The sequence below is a fragment of the Cellulosimicrobium sp. NPDC030954 genome (genome assembly GCF_055571305.1).
The window spans coordinates 1-16218 of record NZ_JBVIFN010000013.1 but is presented as its reverse complement, the minus strand read 5'-3'; the positions used below and the strand labels follow the sequence as shown (position 1 = coordinate 16218).

At 74.6% G+C, this 16218-nt stretch carries 11 protein-coding genes; 8 read left to right on the top strand and 3 right to left on the bottom strand.

Features of this window, described 5'->3' with window-relative positions; genetic code table 11:
• The first annotated feature begins 38 nt into the window (after positions 1–38).
• Positions 39–2372 carry a glycogen debranching protein GlgX gene (glgX, locus tag ACZ402_RS18420; RefSeq protein ID WP_375825667.1) on the top strand — a complete coding sequence of 778 codons (2334 nt, stop codon included), beginning with the start codon at positions 39–41 and terminating at the stop codon, positions 2370–2372.
• On the opposite strand, the gene ACZ402_RS18415 is transcribed toward glgX, so the two are convergent.
• Entirely contained in the window at positions 2345–2992 is a 648-nt protein-coding gene (locus ACZ402_RS18415; RefSeq protein ID WP_375825616.1) for a TetR/AcrR family transcriptional regulator, read from the bottom strand. The genes glgX and ACZ402_RS18415 overlap by 28 nt on opposite strands.
• Positions 2993–3062: 70 nt before the next feature.
• Between ACZ402_RS18415 and ACZ402_RS18410 the strand changes: the two genes are divergently transcribed.
• The 4 genes from ACZ402_RS18410 to ACZ402_RS18395 all read left to right on the top strand — a co-directional run bounded on the left by ACZ402_RS18410 (position 3063) and on the right by ACZ402_RS18395 (position 6607).
• A complete protein-coding gene (locus ACZ402_RS18410; RefSeq protein WP_375825615.1) occupies positions 3063–3305 on the top strand; it encodes a hypothetical protein in 243 nt (80 codons plus the stop codon).
• Entirely contained in the window at positions 3302–3478 is a 177-nt protein-coding gene (locus tag ACZ402_RS18405; RefSeq protein WP_375825614.1) for a hypothetical protein, read from the top strand. Before ACZ402_RS18410 ends, ACZ402_RS18405 begins: the two co-directional genes overlap by 4 nt.
• A gap of 32 nt (positions 3479–3510) precedes the next feature.
• Positions 3511–5265, top strand: coding sequence for an FAD-binding dehydrogenase (locus ACZ402_RS18400; protein WP_375825613.1), 1755 nt, complete (start codon positions 3511–3513; stop codon positions 5263–5265).
• 85 nt (positions 5266–5350) lie between these two features.
• Positions 5351–6607: a hypothetical protein gene (locus ACZ402_RS18395; RefSeq protein WP_375825612.1), complete on the top strand. Its 1257-nt coding sequence runs from the start codon at positions 5351–5353 to the stop codon at positions 6605–6607.
• A gap of 33 nt (positions 6608–6640) precedes the next feature.
• Here the strand turns inward: ACZ402_RS18395 and ACZ402_RS18390 are convergent, their stop codons facing one another.
• Together ACZ402_RS18390 and glgP are read right to left on the bottom strand one after the other, a co-directional pair.
• On the bottom strand, positions 6641–7645 hold the full coding sequence (locus tag ACZ402_RS18390) for a hypothetical protein (RefSeq protein WP_375825611.1): 1005 nt from the start codon (positions 7643–7645) through the stop codon (positions 6641–6643).
• 184 nt (positions 7646–7829) lie between these two features.
• Entirely contained in the window at positions 7830–10430 is a 2601-nt protein-coding gene (glgP, locus tag ACZ402_RS18385; protein WP_375825609.1) for an alpha-glucan family phosphorylase, read from the bottom strand.
• A gap of 171 nt (positions 10431–10601) precedes the next feature.
• Here glgP and ACZ402_RS18380 point away from each other — a divergent pair, with 171 nt between their 5' ends.
• From ACZ402_RS18380 to ACZ402_RS18370, 3 genes are all read left to right on the top strand, one after another.
• Positions 10602–12707, top strand: a complete 2106-nt coding sequence (locus tag ACZ402_RS18380; RefSeq protein ID WP_375825608.1) for an alpha-1,4-glucan--maltose-1-phosphate maltosyltransferase — start codon at positions 10602–10604, stop codon at positions 12705–12707.
• Positions 12704–14497 carry a maltose alpha-D-glucosyltransferase gene (treS, locus tag ACZ402_RS18375; protein WP_375825607.1) on the top strand — a complete coding sequence of 598 codons (1794 nt, stop codon included), beginning with the start codon at positions 12704–12706 and terminating at the stop codon, positions 14495–14497. The genes ACZ402_RS18380 and treS overlap by 4 nt, the downstream gene beginning before the upstream one ends.
• 80 nt (positions 14498–14577) lie before the next feature.
• On the top strand, positions 14578–16131 hold the full coding sequence (locus tag ACZ402_RS18370; protein ID WP_375825606.1) for an aminoglycoside phosphotransferase: 1554 nt from the start codon (positions 14578–14580) through the stop codon (positions 16129–16131).
• Positions 16132–16218 lie beyond the last annotated feature (87 nt).

Sequence of the window (16218 nt, the reverse complement as noted above, 5' to 3'; positions counted from 1 at the left end):
TCCCGGCCGCGCCGGGACGCGTCGACCGGCACGCCCTCGTGCCGCCGCTCGGCGTCCGCGTCGCGGGCGACGGCGTCGACGTCGCCGTCCTCGCCTCGCACGCGACCGCCGTCGAGCTGTGCCTCGTCGACGTCGTCGACGCGGCGCGGCCCGCCCACGACCCCGCCCGCTACCGCGAGCGCCGCGTCCCGCTCGCCGGGCCGGCGTACGGCGTCTGGCACGCCCACGTCCCGGGCGTCCGCCCCGGGCAGCGCTACGGGTTCCGCGTCCACGGCCCCTGGGACCCCGCGGCCGGGCTCCGGCACAACCCCGCGAAGCTCCTCGTCGACCCGTACGCGCGAGGCCTCGTGGGCGAGCTCGTCGACGACCCTGCGATCCGCGGGCAGGCCGGCGACGACCCGTACGGCCCGGCGGACGCGCGCGACTCGCTGCCGTTCGTCCCGCACGCGGTGGTCGTGGCCGAGCCCGCGGGCGCGCTCGCGCCCCGGCCCCGCGTCCCGTGGCGCGACACCGTCGTCTACGAGGCGCACGTGCGCGGCCTCACGCAGCGGCTCGAGGCGCTGCCCGAGCACCTGCGCGGCACGTACGCGGGCGTCGCGCACCCCGTGACGGTCGAGCACCTGCGCACCCTCGGCGTGACGACGGTCGAGCTCCTGCCCGTGCACGCGAACGTCCCCGAGCCGCACCTGCTCGCGAGCGGCCGCACCAACTACTGGGGGTACTCGACGCTCGGGTTCTTCGCGCCCCACGCCGCGTACGCGACGCGCGCCGCGCAGGAGGCCGGTCCCGGCGCCGTCCTCGACGAGGTGCGCGGCATGGTCCACCTGCTCCACGAGGCGGGGATCGAGGTGCTGCTCGACGTCGTGCACAACCACACGTGCGAGGGCGGCGCGGACGGCTACCACCTGTCGTGGCGCGGCCTCGACAACGCCGGGTACTACCTGCACGACGGCGGCGCGCCCGCGCGCCTCGCGGACGTCACCGGGACGGGCAACTCCCTCGACTTCCGGCGCCCGGCGGTCGTGCGCGCGGCGCTCGACTCGCTGCGGTACTGGGCGGACGTCGTGGGCGTCGACGGGTTCCGCTTCGACCTCGCGGTCACGCTCGGGCGCGGGTCGGCCGGGTTCGACCCCGACCACCCGTTCCTCGTCGCGCTCCAGACCGACCCGGTGCTGTGCGGGCTCAAGCTCGTCGCCGAGCCGTGGGACGTGGGGCCGGGCGGCTGGCGCACCGGTCAGTTCCCGCCCCCGCTCGCCGAGTGGAACGACCGGTTCCGCGACGCGGCCCGCCAGTTCTGGCTCGCCGACGCGCGCGAGGCGTCCCACGGGCGGCCCGGCCACGGCGTGCGCGACCTCGCGACCCGGCTCGCGGGCTCCGCGGACCTGTTCGGCCGCTCCGACCCGCCGCTGCTGCGCGGGCCCGTCGCCTCGGTGAGCTACGTGACCGCGCACGACGGGTTCACGCTCGCGGACCTCGTCGCGTACGACCACAAGCACAACCTCGCGAACGGCGAGGACAACCGCGACGGGACCGACGACAACCGGTCCTGGAACCACGGCCTCGAGGGCCCGGTCGCGGCCCTCGACGCACGGACGGACGGCGGCCCCGGCGCCGGGCTCGACGAACTCGGGAGCGGGATCGGGATCGGGATCGGCGAGGTGATCGCGCCCCTGCGCCGCCGGTCGATCCGCAACCTGCTCGCGACGCTCGTCCTGGCCGCCGGGGTCCCGATGCTCACCGCGGGCGACGAGATGGGTCGGACCCAGCGGGGCAACAACAACGCCTACACCCAGGACGACGCGACGTCCTGGGTGTCGTGGGACCTGTCCCCGTGGCGCGAGGACCTGCTCGCGACCGCGCGGCACCTGCTCGCCCTGCGCCGCGCGCACCCCGCGCTGCGGCCCGACACCTTCTTCACCGGTCGGCCCCGCCCGACGCACGCCGTGACGGACACCGCCACGAACACCGCGATGGGCGCAGCGACGGACGCGGCGACGCCGCGCGGGGCGGACCGCGTCGGCGTGCCCGACCTGGTCTGGTTCGGCGCCGACGGTGAGCTCCTGGACCACGCCGCGTGGCACGACCCCGCAGTCCGGACCCTGCAGATGCTGCGGACCGCGCCCGAGCCCGGCGACGCCGATGTGCTCGTCGTCCTGGTCGGTGCCCTCGACCCCGTGGACGTCACGCTCCCGGGCGTGCGCGCGGCGTCGGGCGGCGACCCCGAGCGCTGGGACCTCGCGTGGGACTCCGACTGGGAGCACCCCGACGACCGGGACCGCGCGAACGGCGACGGCACCGCCCGCGCGGGCGACGTCGTCGGGCTCGAGGCCCTGAGCCTGCGCGTCTACGTGGCGCGGGGCGCGTCGTCGTAGCCGTCGGCCTCCAGGCTGCGCAGGTGCGCGTCGAGCACGGCCCGGCACGTCGCGGGCCCGGCGAGGTGCGGCTGGAGGACCGCCTGGGTCGCGACGCCGTCGACCAGTGCCCACAGGCGGGCCGTCTCGGTCTCGACGTCGAGCCCCGGGCGTAACCCCCCGCCGGCGACGTGCCCCGCCAGCACCTGCCCGAGGACCCACCGGGTGCCCTCGGCAGCGCGTCGGGCCTGTTCCTGGAGCGTCGGGTCCGTCCGCGCCGCGGCCGTGAACTCGACGAACACCGACACCTCGTCGCGCCGGGCGTCGTCGAGCGGGAGGAGCTCCTCGACCAGGGCCTGGACCAGGCGACGGCGCTCGCCGGACGGGCGCGCGGTCCACCCCTGCGCGTCGGCCACGTGCCGGCGGACGCGTCCGGAGACCCGGTCGACCATGGACACCATCGCGAAGAGAACCAGCTCCTCGTGCGACGCGAAGTAGTGCCGCACGGAGCCGACGTTCAGGCCCGCCTCGTCGGCCACCTTGCGCAACGACGCGCGCGCGAGTCCCTCGCGCGCCGTCAGCCGCAGGACGGCGGTGACGATCTCCTCCCGTCGCGTGACGGGGTCCACGATCCTCGGCATGGGGTCGTTCTATCACGCCTGTGATACGTTTTTTTATCACAAGTGTGCTACTTAACTTTCGGAGGTCGTCGTGGAGACCCTGTCCACCCTGCTCCTGGTCCGCTTCGGCCTGGTCGTCGCCGCGATCGTCGTGGCCGCTCTCGTCCTGTTCGTCGTCGCGCTCGTCCTGCGGCGCCGGGGTCGGCTCGACGCCGCGCGCGAGCAGGCCGCACCGGTCGCGCGCGCCGTCGCGCGTGCCGCTGTCGACCACCTCCTGGGCGCGCGCGGTACGGCGGCCCGGGACGAGCGTCCGACCGACCGACACCGCCCGTGAGCGCCACGCTGCGGAGCGCGGCGGTGCGCGCGGACGGCGACGACGTCGTCGAGCTCCTCGTGCACGACGCCCTCGCGAAGGGAGCGATCGTGCTCGTCGGTCTGGTCCTGCTCTCCGTCGGGCTCGCCGTCGCGTGGCGGGTGTGGGGTCGCGGACCGCACGACCGCGGCTGACGTCGCACGACCTGGTGCTCTAGTGTTCCCGCATGAGTGACAGCGCGGTCGACTCCTCCGTCAGCTCTCCCGCGATCCAGGATCCCGAGATCGTCGTCGTGGGGGCCGGCCTCGCCGGGCTCGTCGCGGCGACCGAGCTCACCGCGGCGGGGCGTCGTGTCGTCCTGCTCGACCAGGAGCCGGCCGCGAGCCTCGGCGGTCAGGCGTGGTGGTCGTTCGGCGGCCTGTTCCTCGTCGGCTCGCCCGAGCAGCGGCGCATGGGCGTCACGGACTCGGCCGAGCTCGCGTTCGACGACTGGCTCGGGTCCGCGCAGTTCGCGCCCGGCGCCGACCGAGGAGAAGGCCCCGACCGCCACGGGTACGCGTGGGCGCGCGGGTTCGTCGACTTCGCCGCGGGCGAGATGCGTGGCTGGCTGCACGACAAGGGCGTGCGGTGGTTCCCCCTGGTGCAGTGGGCCGAGCGCGGCGGGTACCCGGTGCGCTCGGGCGCCGACGGGTCCGCGGCGGGCGCCCACGGCAACTCCGTCCCCCGGTTCCACGTCACGTGGGGCACCGGGCCGGGCATCCTCGAGCCGTTCGTCCGCGCCGCGCTCGACGCCCGGGCCGCGGGCCTGCTCGACCTGCGGTTCCGGCACCGGGTCACGTCCCTCGTGGTGACCGACGGCGCGGTGACGGGCGTGCGCGCGGAGGTGCTGGCGCCGTCCGACGCGGAGCGCGGGGCCCCGTCGTCGCGCGACGTGGTCGGCGAGGTCGAGATCGCCGCGAGCGCCGTCGTCGTGACGTCGGGCGGGATCGGCGCGAATCACGACCTCGTGCGCTCGCGCTGGCCGCGGTCCGCCGGCCACCTGCCCGCCCGCATGCTCTCCGGCGTCCCCGACTCGACCGACGGGCTCATGATCGGCGTCGCCGCCGACGCGGGCGCCGCGCTCGTCCACGAGGACCGCATGTGGCACTACCCCGAGGGCATCGCGAACCACTCCCCCGTGTGGACGGACCACGGCATCCGCATCCTGCCCGGCCCGAGCTCGTTGTGGCTCGACGCCGACGGCAACCGGCTGCCCGCGCCGCTGTTCCCGGGGTTCGACGCGCTCGGCGCGCTCCAGCACGTCACCGAGCGCGGCGATGACCACTCCTGGTTCGTGCTCAACAAGGCGATCATGGAGACCGAGTTCGCGCTGTCGGGCTCCGAGCAGAACCCCGACCTCACCGGCAAGGACGTCCGGCTGCTCGCGCAGCGCGTGCTGCCGGGCGCCGTCGGGCCGGTGGCGCGGTTCGCCGAGCAGTCGCCCGAGTTCGTCTGGGCCGACACGCCCGAGGAGCTCGCCGCCGGGATGAACGCGCTCGTGGACGCGACGCCGGGCTCGCGCGGCCACGTCGACGGCGACGCCCTCGCACGCATCGTCCACCTGCGCGACGAGCAGGTCCGCACCGGCCTCGGCAAGGACCCGCAGGTCGTCGCGACGGCGATGGCGCGGCGTTACCGCGTCGACCGGCTCATCCGCGTCTCGCCCCCGCGCCCGCTCACCACGCCCAAGGACGGGCCCCTGCTCGCCGTCCGCCTCTCGGTGCTCACGCGCAAGACGCTCGGCGGGCTGTGGACCGACACGTCCGCGCGCGTGCTGCGCGCCGACGGCTCCATGCTGCCCGGGCTCTGGGCCGCGGGCGAGGCCGCCGGGTTCGGCGGCGGCGGCGTGCACGGCCACCGCGCGCTCGAGGGCACGTTCCTCGGCGGCTGCCTCTACTCGGGCCGTGTCGCGGGCCGCTCGCTCGCGGCGGAGCTCGGCTGAACCCACGCGAGACAGCACCTGGTCGTTGGGGGCCGGCTGTCGTCGTCCGTCGCGCGAGGTGCCACGGCCGGTAGGGTCACCGAGCATGAGCGTGCACGACGACGCGTCCCGACCCGGACGACCTGCCCTCGCCTCGGGTACGGGACCGGTCGGGCACGGCGAACCGGCCGGGCCGGGCGTCGTCCAGGAGTCCGGCACGCAGCCGGAGACCGACCCGTCCGACGTCGCTGCGTGCGAACGTGTCTTCCGCCGCAACGGGCTCCCGCTCCTCGTCGAGGGTCACTCCGTGGACCGTGACGTCTTCGGTCGGTCGGCACCGTTCCTGCTCGTCGTGCTGCTCGCCGAGCTCACCGGCGCCCTCCGCTCCGGCTGGCCCGCCTGGGCGAACGCGCTCGCGCTCCTCGGCGGCGCCGCGATCGTCGCCGGCGCCTACGCGGGTCTCAACGTGGTGCGCGGCCGCGCGTGGTCGACCCTCCCCCAGTCGGTCGGCCTCCCCGAGCTCGCGTTCTTCGTGCTCGTCCCGGCGCTGCTGCCGCTCGTGTTCGGCGGCCAGTGGGACGAGGCGCTGCTCACCGTCGTGGGGAACCTGGTCCTGCTCGGGGTCGTGCGCGTCGTCGTGGGGTACGGCGTGCTGTCGTCGCTGTGGTGGGGTCTCGCGCGCGTCACGGACGAGCTCGGCGCCGCTCTCCTGCGCCTCGTGCGGCTGCTCCCCTTGCTGCTCGTGTTCTCCCTCGTCCTGTTCTACAACGCCGAGGTCTGGCAGGTGTTCGACCGCACGCACGGCGTCGCGGACCTCGTGCTCGGCGCGTTCTTCGCGCTGCTCGTCGTGCTGTTCGTCGCGCTGCGCTCCCCGGGCGAGGCGCGCGAGGCCCTCGCCGAGACGGCTGCGCGGCTACCCGGGCACGAGCGCGCGACGCGCTTCAGCCGCGGCCAGACGGCGAACCTCGCGACCATGATCGCCAGCAGCCAGCTCCTGCAGGTCCTCGTCGTGAGTCTCGGCATGGGCGTGTTCTTCATGGCGCTGGGGACCCTCACCGTGACGCCGGAGGTCATGGCGCTGTGGGACGTCGACGGGGGCACCTGGCAGCAGACGCTCTCGCTCGCGGGCGGGGGTGGGGTCGGCGGGGCGGACCTCGTCGTGACGCAGACGCTCCTGCGCGTCTCCGTCGCCATCGCGACCTTCACCGGCCTCTACTACGCGATCTCCGTGCAGGTCGACGCGGTCTACCGCGAGGAGTTCGTCGACGGCATCGAGACCCAGCTCGCCGACGTCGTCCGCACCCGCTCCCGCTACCTCACCCTCCTCGACACCCGCGAGATAGAGCCTCCGGTCGTGAGATAGAGCTCCGCGAGCCCTACCTCGCTGCGGGAGCCTCTATCTCGCGGAGCGTCGCGCGAGCGCAGCCCGGATCCGGCGAACGAGGACGTCGGGTTCCGCGAGGTCGTTCCACGTCACCCGCAGGACGAACCACCCTGCCTCCGTCAGGGCGTCGTGCCTGGTCTTCTCCGCGAGCAGGCGGTCCCGCGGGTCGCCGTACTCGCCGCCGGAGTACTTGACGGCTCCGTCGAACTCGACCGCGACGCGGTACGTCGCCCACGCGACGTCCAGCCGGTACGTGCCTCGCCAGGTCGTCACCGCGAGGTTCGGCTCAGGGTGCGGGAGGCCCGCGTCGACCACCAACCAGCGCACCACGCTCTCGCCCGGCGACTCCGACCGGGGATCGGCCTCGGCGAGGACCCTCCGTGCGCGCTGGACGCCACGCCCACCGGCGGCTGCGTCCAGAACGGCCGTGACCTTCTGGACGTCAGCCCCGGCACGGAGCCCCGAGTCCGCGACCACGACGCCCGCCGTCGGGCTGAGAGAACGAGCACAGTCGACGATCGTGCGCTCCAGCGAGGTGATCGGCAGACCGTCGAGCTCGCAGCGGTCGCTCTCGGGCAGCGCCGTCCAGTGCCTGCGGAACCCCGAGTCGGTCCGGCGCACGGACGGGTTCCCGAGCTGCGTCACATGGACCTCGTCCTCGAGCCGCCAGGTCCACAGCCCGTGCAGGACTGCAGCGGTCGAGTGACTGAACCAGTAGTCCGTCGTCAACCGTCCCGCGAGCGCTACCGCACGCGCGACGACGGCGTCGCGCCGACGCCGCGCCGGCGGAGCCACCGAAGCCGGCGGGGCCGCGTAGACACCCCGACGCACCCGGACGAGCGTGCCGCGGCGGACCGCGGCCGCGATCTCGGCGCGCCGCTCTGCCGAGAACCGGACCACCGACGGCAACGGCACGGAAGCACGCGCGTCGTCGTCTCGCCGGGGCGGGTGCCGCGTGTCCCGGGGACGACTCACCGTCCGACGCGTCTGCTCGACCTCGTGCTCGTCCGTGCTCACGGGCACAGAATGGCCGAGCACGCCGGCCGCAGCCAGGGCCGGCCAGGAACCTGTGGACAACCGTCGACCGCGCCCAGCGGGCTCGTCCCGGCCACCGGCTCCCACGAGGTAGAGCCTCCGGTCGCGATGTAGAACTCCGGGTGTTCTACGCCGCGACCGGAGGCTCTACCTCGGCAGCGGGGCGTCAGGCGTTGGCGACGAGGCCGAGCTCGGCGACGCTCGGGAGGCCGGTGTGCGTCGGGACGACGCGCACCGTGTAGCCGAACGGGCCGGAGGCGTCGAGCACGACGTCACCGGCGAACGCGTAGCGGCCGGCCTCGTACGTCTCGGCGAGCGCGAGCGGCTCGGCGGTGAACTCCTCGATGACGTCGGCCTCGCTGACGCGGCCGTGCACGACCTGCACCTGCACGTCCTCGGGGCGCAGGTCGCCGAGCGAGACGTACGCGCGCACGGTGAGCCGGTCGCCGACCTGCGGCACCTCGCCGATGCCGGACGAGTCGACGTGGTCGACCCGCACGCGCGACCAGCCCGCACGGACCGCGTTCTTCCAGTGCGCGAGCTCGCGCGCGGGGGCGAGCCCGTCGGCCGCGAGCGCCCGCCCCGCGGCGGCGGCGGGCGCGTACAGGCGCGTCACGTACTCGCCGACCATGCGCGTCGCCTGGACCTTGGGGCCGAGCGTGGCGAGCGTGTGCCGCACCATCTCGAGCCACCGGTCCGGGACGCCGTCGGCGGTGCGGTCGTAGAAGCGCGGCGCCACCTGCTGCTCGACGAGGTCGTAGAGCGCGGACGCCTCGAGGTCGTCGCGGCGGTCGGGGTCCTCGACGCCGTCGGCGGTGGGGATGGCCCAGCCGTTCTCGCCGTCGTACCACTCGTCCCACCACCCGTCGAGGATCGACAGGTTGAGGCCGCCGTTGAGCGCCGACTTCATGCCCGACGTCCCCGACGCCTCCAGCGGACGCAGCGGGTTGTTGAGCCAGACGTCGCAGCCCGGGTAGAGCGACTGCGCCATGGCGATGTCGTAGTTGGGCAGGAAGACGATGCGGTGGCGCACCTCGGGGTCGTCGGTGAAGCGCACGAGCTGCTGGATGAGCCGCTTGCCCTGGTCGTCGGCGGGGTGCGACTTGCCGGCCACGACGAGCTGCACGGGGCGCTCGGGGTGCAGCAGCAGCGCCTTGAGCCGCTCGGGGTCGCGCAGCATGAGCGTGAGCCGCTTGTACGTGGGCACGCGGCGCGCGAAGCCGATGGTGAGCACGTCGGGCGACAGGACGTCGTCGACCCAGCCCAGCTCCGCCGGGGTCGCGCCGCGCTCGCGCCACGACTTGCGCACGCGGCGGCGGGCCTCGTCGACGAGGCGACCACACATCTCGCGGCGGACCGCCCACAGCTCGCCGTCGCTCACGCCGCCCTCGCCCTCACCGCGCAGCCAGCCCGACGACGCGTCGTCGGCCGTGAGCTCGTCGAGCCCGAGCCGCTCGGCCTCGAGGGCCGCGAACGCGGGGTCCACCCAGGTGGGCGAGTGCACGCCGTTCGTCACGGACGTGATGGGGACCTCGCGCGCGTCGAACCCGGGCCACAGCCCCTCGAACATGCCCCGCGACACCTCGCCGTGCAGCAGCGAGACGCCGTTCGCGCGGCCGCCCATGCGCAGTCCCATGACGGCCATGTTGAAGACGGTCGGGTCGCCGCCGTCGTAGTCCTCGGCGCCGAGCGCGAGGACCCGCTCCACAGGCAGGCCGTCCACGGCCATGTCGCCGCCGAAGTACTGCGTGACGAGGTCGCGGCCGAACCGGTCGATGCCGGCCGGGACGGGCGTGTGCGTCGTGAAGACCGTCGCGGCGCGCACGGCCTCCAGGGCCTCGTCGAACGTGAGGCCCTGCTCGACGAGCTCGCGGATGCGCTCGACGCCGAGGAACCCGGCGTGCCCCTCGTTCGTGTGGTAGACCTCCGGCGCCGGCGCGCCGGTGAGGCGCGACCACAGGCGCAGCGCGCGCACGCCGCCCACGCCGAGCAGCAGCTCCTGCTGGAGACGGTGCTCCCCACCCCCGCCGTAGAGGCGGTCGGTGACCTTGCGCGCGGCCTCGTCGTTGCCGGGCACGTTCGAGTCGAGCAGCAGCAGGGGCACGCGCCCCACGGCGGCCACCCACACGTGCGCGTGCAGCGTCCGACCGCCCGGGAGGGCGAGCGAGACGCGCGCGGGCGTGCCGTCGTCGTCGCGCAGCAGGGTCAGCGGGAGGCCGTCCGGGTCGAGCAGCGGGTAGGTCTCGACCTGCCAGCCGTCGCGCGTGAGGGACTGCTTGAAGTACCCGGCGCCGTACAGGAGCCCGACGCCGACGATCGGCACGCCGAGGTCGCTCGCGCTCTTGAGGTGGTCGCCCGCGAGGATGCCGAGCCCGCCGGAGTACTGGGGCAGCACCGACGTGATGCCGAACTCGGGCGAGAAGTACGCGATCGCGGCCGGGAGCGGGCCGTTCTCGTCCTCCGCGGCCGCCCGCTGCTGGTACCACAGCGCGTCGTCGAGGTAGTGGCGCAGGTCGGCCGCCGCCGCGCGCACGCGCTCGACGAACGCGCCGTCGGCGGCGAGCTCCGCGAGGCGCTCCGGGCCGAGCGCGCCCAGCAGCGCGACGGGGTCGCCGTGCACGGACGCCCACGCCTCGGGGTCGATGCCGGCGAACAGGTCGCGCGTCGGGGCGTGCCAGGACCAGCGCAGGTTGTGCGCCAGCTCGTCCAGGTCGCGCAGCTCGGCGGGCAGCAGGGTGCGGACGGTGAACCGTCGGATCGCTCTCACGGGGACGAGACTACGGGGGCTCGGGCCGCTGCACACCCTCGCGCCGTCACACGCACGTAACGCTTGCATGAAGTTTCACCCCGGTGCGCGCCGCCTGCGGGCACGGACGTGCGACGCGCCGACCCGCGCTCCCAGGTGCCCGCCCCCCGCGGGCCTCGATACGTTGTGCGTGTGACGTCGACCCCTCCGGCCCCCGCGCCGCACCGCACCCCCGCGACCTCCCCCCTTCCCGCGCCGTCCGCCCCGATCGGCCGCATCCCCGTGCTGGACGTGTCCCCCGTCGTCGAGGGCGGGCGGTGGCCCGCGAAGGCCGTCGTCGGCGAGATGGTGCCGGTCGAGGCGACCGTGTTCCGCGAGGGGCACGACGCCGTCGCCGCGACCGCCGTCCTCGTCGCCCCGGACGGGGCCGAGCGCACCGCCCGGATGGTGGACGTCGCGCCCGGCCTCGACCGCTTCCGCGCGTCGCTGCACCCCGACTCCCTCGGCGACTGGTCGCTGCGGGTCGAGGCGTGGAGCGACCCGTACGGCACCTGGGCGCACGACGCGACGGTGAAGATCGCCGCGGGCGTCGACGTCGACCTCATGCTCGCCGAGGGCGTCCGCCTCTTCGAGCGCGTCCTGGCCGACGCCGTCCCCCTCCCGGGCGCCGACGGCACCCCGGGCACCCGGTCGCCGCAGGACGCGCGCACGCTCGCCGACGCGGCCGCCGCCCTCGCCGACGCGAGCCGCCCCGCCGAGGCCCGCCTCGCCGCGGCGACGTCCCCCGAGGTGCGCGACGTCCTGGACCGCGCGCCCCTGCGCGACCACGTGACGGCGTCGGCCACCTACGACCTGCGCGTCGAGCGGCCGCTGGCGCTCGCGGGCGCGTGGTACGAGATGTTCCCGCGCTCGGAGGGCGCGCGCCGGCTCAAGGACGGGCGCTGGCGCTCCGGCACGTTCACCGCGGCGGCCCGGCGCCTGCCCGCGATCGCCGCGATGGGGTTCGACGTCGTCTACCTCACGCCCGTCCACCCCATCGGCACGACCCACCGCAAGGGCCGCAACAACTCCCTCACGGCGCTCCCGGGCGACCCGGGCAGCCCGTACGCGATCGGCTCGAAGGACGGCGGCCACGACGCGATCCACCCCGAGCTCGGCAGCGACCGCACGTTCCGCGCGTTCGTCAAGGAGGCGCGACGCAACGGGCTCGAGGTCGCGATCGACCTCGCGCTGCAGTGCTCGCCCGACCATCCGTGGGTCGCCGAGCACCCGGAATGGTTCACGACCCGCGCCGACGGCTCGATCGCGTACGCCGAGAACCCGCCCAAGAAGTACCAGGACATCTACCCGCTGAACTTCGACAACGACCCCGAGGGCATCTACGCCGAGGTCCTGCGGGTGGTCCGCGTGTGGATCGAGCGGGGCGTCACGGCGTTCCGCGTCGACAACCCGCACACCAAGCCGCTCGACTTCTGGGAGTGGCTGCTCGCGGAGGTGCGCGCGACGAACCCCGAGGTCGTGTTCCTCTCGGAGGCGTTCACCAAGCCCGCGATGATGCACACGCTGGCGCGGATCGGGTTCCACCAGTCGTACACGTACTTCACGTGGCGCAACACGCGCGACGAGCTCGCCGAGTACCTCGAGGAGGTCTCGGGAGAGGCGGGCGCGTACATGCGGCCGAGCTTCTGGCCGACGACGCACGACATCCTCCCCCCGTACCTCCAGCACGGCGGGGTGGCCGGGTTCGCGGTGCGCGCGGTGCTCGCCGCGACCGGGTCGCCCACGTGGGGGATCTACTCCGGGTACGAGCTCGTGGAGAACGTCCCGCGCCCGGGCGTCGAGGAGCAGATCGACAACGAGAAGTACGAGTACAAGCCGCGCGACTGGGCGCTCGCCGAGGAGATCGGGATCTCGACGCTGCTCGCGCGGCTCAACGAGGTCCGGCGCGACCACCCCGCGCTGCGCCAGCTCCGCAACCTCACCGTGCACCCGACGACGAACGACCAGGTGCTCGCGTTCTCGCGGCACCTGCCCGCCGAGCACTCGCCGACCGGCGAGGCGGACACGGTCGTCGTCGTGGTGAACCTCGACCCCCGCTCCCCGCAGGAGTCGAACGTGCACCTCGACCTCGCGACCCTCGGGCTGCCTCCCCTCGCGGACGGCCAGGACCCGTGGGTGCCGTCCTTCGTCGCGCACGACGAGCTGTCCGGCGAGAGCTACGGCTGGGGCCAGGACGTCTACGTGCGGCTCGAGCCGATGCGCCAGGTCGCGCACGTCGTGCACGTGAGGCCTGCATGACGTTCCCTCGCGATGCTGCACCGGTCCCCGTGCGCGGTCCCGCTGCCGGCCCCGCCCCCGTGCCGCCCATCACCGCGCCGGTCCCCGTCGCGGCGCTCCCGCCACGCCGCCAGCCGACGGCGCCCGTCGACGCGCGCCCCGGGCTGTCGGACGACCCAGACTGGTACCGCACGGCCGTGTTCTACGAGGTGATCGTCCGCGCGTTCTCCGACTCCGACGGCAGCGGGACGGGCGACCTCCGAGGCCTCATCGACCGCCTCGACTACCTCCAGTGGCTCGGCATCGACGCGCTGTGGCTGCCGCCGTTCTACCCGTCGCCCCTGCGCGACGGCGGCTACGACGTCTCCGACTACACGGCGATCGCGCCGCAGTACGGCTCGACGTCGGACTTCGCCGAGCTCGTCAGCGAGGCGCACGCGCGCGGGATGCGCGTCGTCATCGACCTCGTCATGAACCACACGAGCGACCAGCACCCGTGGTTCCAGGCGTCGCGCGCCGACCCGGAGGGCCCGTACGGCGACTTCTACGTGTGGAGCGACGACGACACGCGCTACCAGGACGCGCGCATCATCTTCGTCGACACCGAGACGTCCAACTGGACGTTCGACCCCGTGCGACGCCAGTTCTTCTGGCACCGGTTCTTCTCCCACCAGCCCGATCTCAACTTCGAGAACCCCCGCGTCGCGGACGCGATGCTCGACGTCGCGCGGTTCTGGCTGCAGATGGGGGTCGACGGGTTCCGCCTCGACGCGGTGCCGTACCTGTACGAGGCCGAGGGCACCAACTGCGAGAACCTGCCGCAGACGCACGAGTTCCTGCGGCGCGTGCGGCGCATGGTGGACGCCGAGTTCCCGGGGCGCATCCTGCTCGCCGAGGCGAACCAGTGGCCGCGCGAGGTCGTGGACTACTTCGGCACCGAGGACGAGCCCGAGTGCCACATGTGCTTCCACTTCCCCGTGATGCCCCGCATCTACTACGCGATCCGCGACCAGCGCGCCAACCAGGTCCTGGAGATCCTCGCCGACACGCCGGACATCCCGCCCGGCGCGCAGTGGAGCACGTTCCTGCGCAACCACGACGAGCTCACCCTGGAGATGGTCTCCACCGAGGAGCGCGCGTCGATGTACGGCTGGTACGCGCCCGACCCGCGCATGCGCGCGAACGTCGGCATCCGGCGCCGGCTCGCGCCCCTGCTCGACAACTCGCGCAAGGAGGTCGAGCTCGCCCACGCGCTCCTGCTCTCCCTCCCCGGCAGCCCGTGCCTGTACTACGGCGACGAGATCGGCATGGGCGACAACATCTGGCTGCCCGACCGCGACGCCGTGCGCACGCCCATGCAGTGGACGCCCGACCGCAACGCGGGGTTCTCCACCGCCGACCCCGGCAAGGTGTACCTGCCGCTCGTCCAGTCGCTCGTGCACCACTACGGCTACGTCAACGTCGAGGCGCAGCTCGAGCAGTCGACGTCGCTGCTGCACTGGGTGCACGGCATGCTCAAGGTCCGGCGCCGGCACAAGGCGTTCGGCACGGGCGACTTCGTGCCGCTCGACTGCGACAACGAGTCGATCCTCGCGTTCCTGCGCCGCACGCCGACCGAGACGGTCCTGTGCGTCGCGAATCTCTCCGCGACCGCGCGCTCGGCCGCGGTGCACCTGCCCGGTCACGCCGGGGCGACGCTCACCGACGTGTTCGGCGGCGCGCACTTCCCCGCCGTCGACGACGACGAGCGCGTCGTCATGACCTGGGGGTCGCGCGACTTCTACTGGCTCGTCGTGCACGACCCCGCGTGAGCGCGCCTCCTCCCGGTCCTCGTGCGGCGGGCTCGTCGCTCGCGTGATGGCATGAGAGCGACCCGACCCGGGAGGCACGCGTGACGGTACGGCGGACGGACCCGCCCTCGGCGGAGCTCATGGCGCTCCTGGACGACTGGCTGCCCGCGCGGCGGTGGTACCCCGTGAAAGGGGTCGCCGTGCGGCACGTGCCGTGGTTGTCCTTCGCGCTCGACGTCCCGGCGTCCGCCCCGGCCGCCGGCCCGCCCGACGACGCATCAGGGCGAGCGCGGGTCGAGCTCCACCTCCTGCGGCTCGTCGGGGACGGCGTCGACCTCGTCGTGCAGGTGCCCCTCGTGCTCGAACCCGCGGGCACCGCGAGCGGGGGCGTGGAGCCCGGTGGCGCGGCGAGGCTCGGGAGCCCGACGCCGATCGGCACCCTGGGCACGGACGTCCCGGCCGGCCCGGGGTGGGTCGTGCACGACGGCACCACGCACCCCGCCTGCTGGGCGGCCCTCCTGGCCGAGGCCGCGTGGGAGGAGCCGGGCTCGGCGCCCCGCGCCGCGGGGTCCCGCGACGCCGGTGCGCCCGACCGCGAGCTCGCCGGGGGCCGCGCGCTGAGCGTCGAGCAGTCCAACAGCTCGGTGCTGCTCCCGGGCGTCGCCGGCGGGAGCATGCTCAAGGTGCTGCGCGCCATCGCGATCGGCCCCAACCCCGACGTGACGATCCCCCGCGCGCTCGCGGCCCAGGGCTGGACGGGCGTGCCCCGCCCGCTCGCGTGGCTCGAGGTGACGTGGGACGCGGCGGACGACCCGGCCGCCGTCGGACCGGACCCGGACCACCGACCGGGCGGGCCGACCGCCGGGCCGGGGTCGCCGCCGTCGAGCACCGCCCCGGACCCCGCGCCGCGGTCCGCGCACCTGGCGATCCTCAGCGAGTTCGTGGAGGGCGCGCGCGACGGGTTCGACCTCGCGTGCTCGTACGCGGGCCAGGGCGCGTCGTTCGCCGACCTCGCGGCCGACCTGGGGCGCGTGCTCGCCGACCTGCACGCCGCGCTCCGGCGCGCGTTCGACGTCGGCTCGCCGGTCGACGCGCGCTGGCTCGTCGCGGACCTGCGCCGGCGGGCGGACGAGGCCGTCGCGTCGTCGCGCGCGCTCGCGCGGCGCGCGGACGACGTCGCCGCCTTCTGGGACCGCACGTCCGCGCGCCTCGCGAACGTCACGCGCGTCCCCGACGCGCTCCCCCGGCTCCAGACCGTCCACGGTGACCTGCACCTCGGCCAGGTGCTGCACGCCCGCCGGTTCGGGTGGAAGGTGCTCGACTTCGAGGGCGAGCCGCTGCGCCCCGTCGTCGAGCGCACGCGGCCCGACCTCGCGCTGCGCGACGTCGCCGGGATCGTGCGCTCGTTCGACTACGCCGCCGCCGTCGGGCACGCGCCCGACGCCGCGTGGGCCGTCCAGGCGCGCACCGCGTTCCTCGACGCGTACGACCGGGCCGACACGGCCGGCGTCGACCGCGCGACGTCCGAGGCGCTCGTCCGGGCGCTCACGCTCGACAAGGCGCTCTACGAGGTCGTCTACGAGTCGCGCAACCGACCGGACTGGGAGCCCATCCCCCTCGCCGCGGTGGACCGCCTGCTCGCGGGCGACGCCTGATATGTAGGCCGTTCTGTCAAGTGGCAGGTTGGAGCACCCGCCTCGGACCGTCGTCCGGGACGGGTGCTCCTCTTGTCGCGTGGTGCC

Excerpts from the sequence above, each read along its gene's own strand:
- ACZ402_RS18415 (WP_375825616.1), bottom strand. The coding sequence starts at position 2,992 with ATGCCGAGGATCGTGGACCCCGTCACGCGACGGGAGGAGATCGTCACC.
- ACZ402_RS18400 (WP_375825613.1), top strand. The coding sequence starts at position 3,511 with ATGAGTGACAGCGCGGTCGACTCCTCCGTCAGCTCTCCCGCGATCCAG.
- ACZ402_RS18395 (WP_375825612.1), top strand. The coding sequence starts at position 5,351 with ATGAGCGTGCACGACGACGCGTCCCGACCCGGACGACCTGCCCTCGCC.
- treS (WP_375825607.1), top strand. The coding sequence starts at position 12,704 with ATGACGTTCCCTCGCGATGCTGCACCGGTCCCCGTGCGCGGTCCCGCT.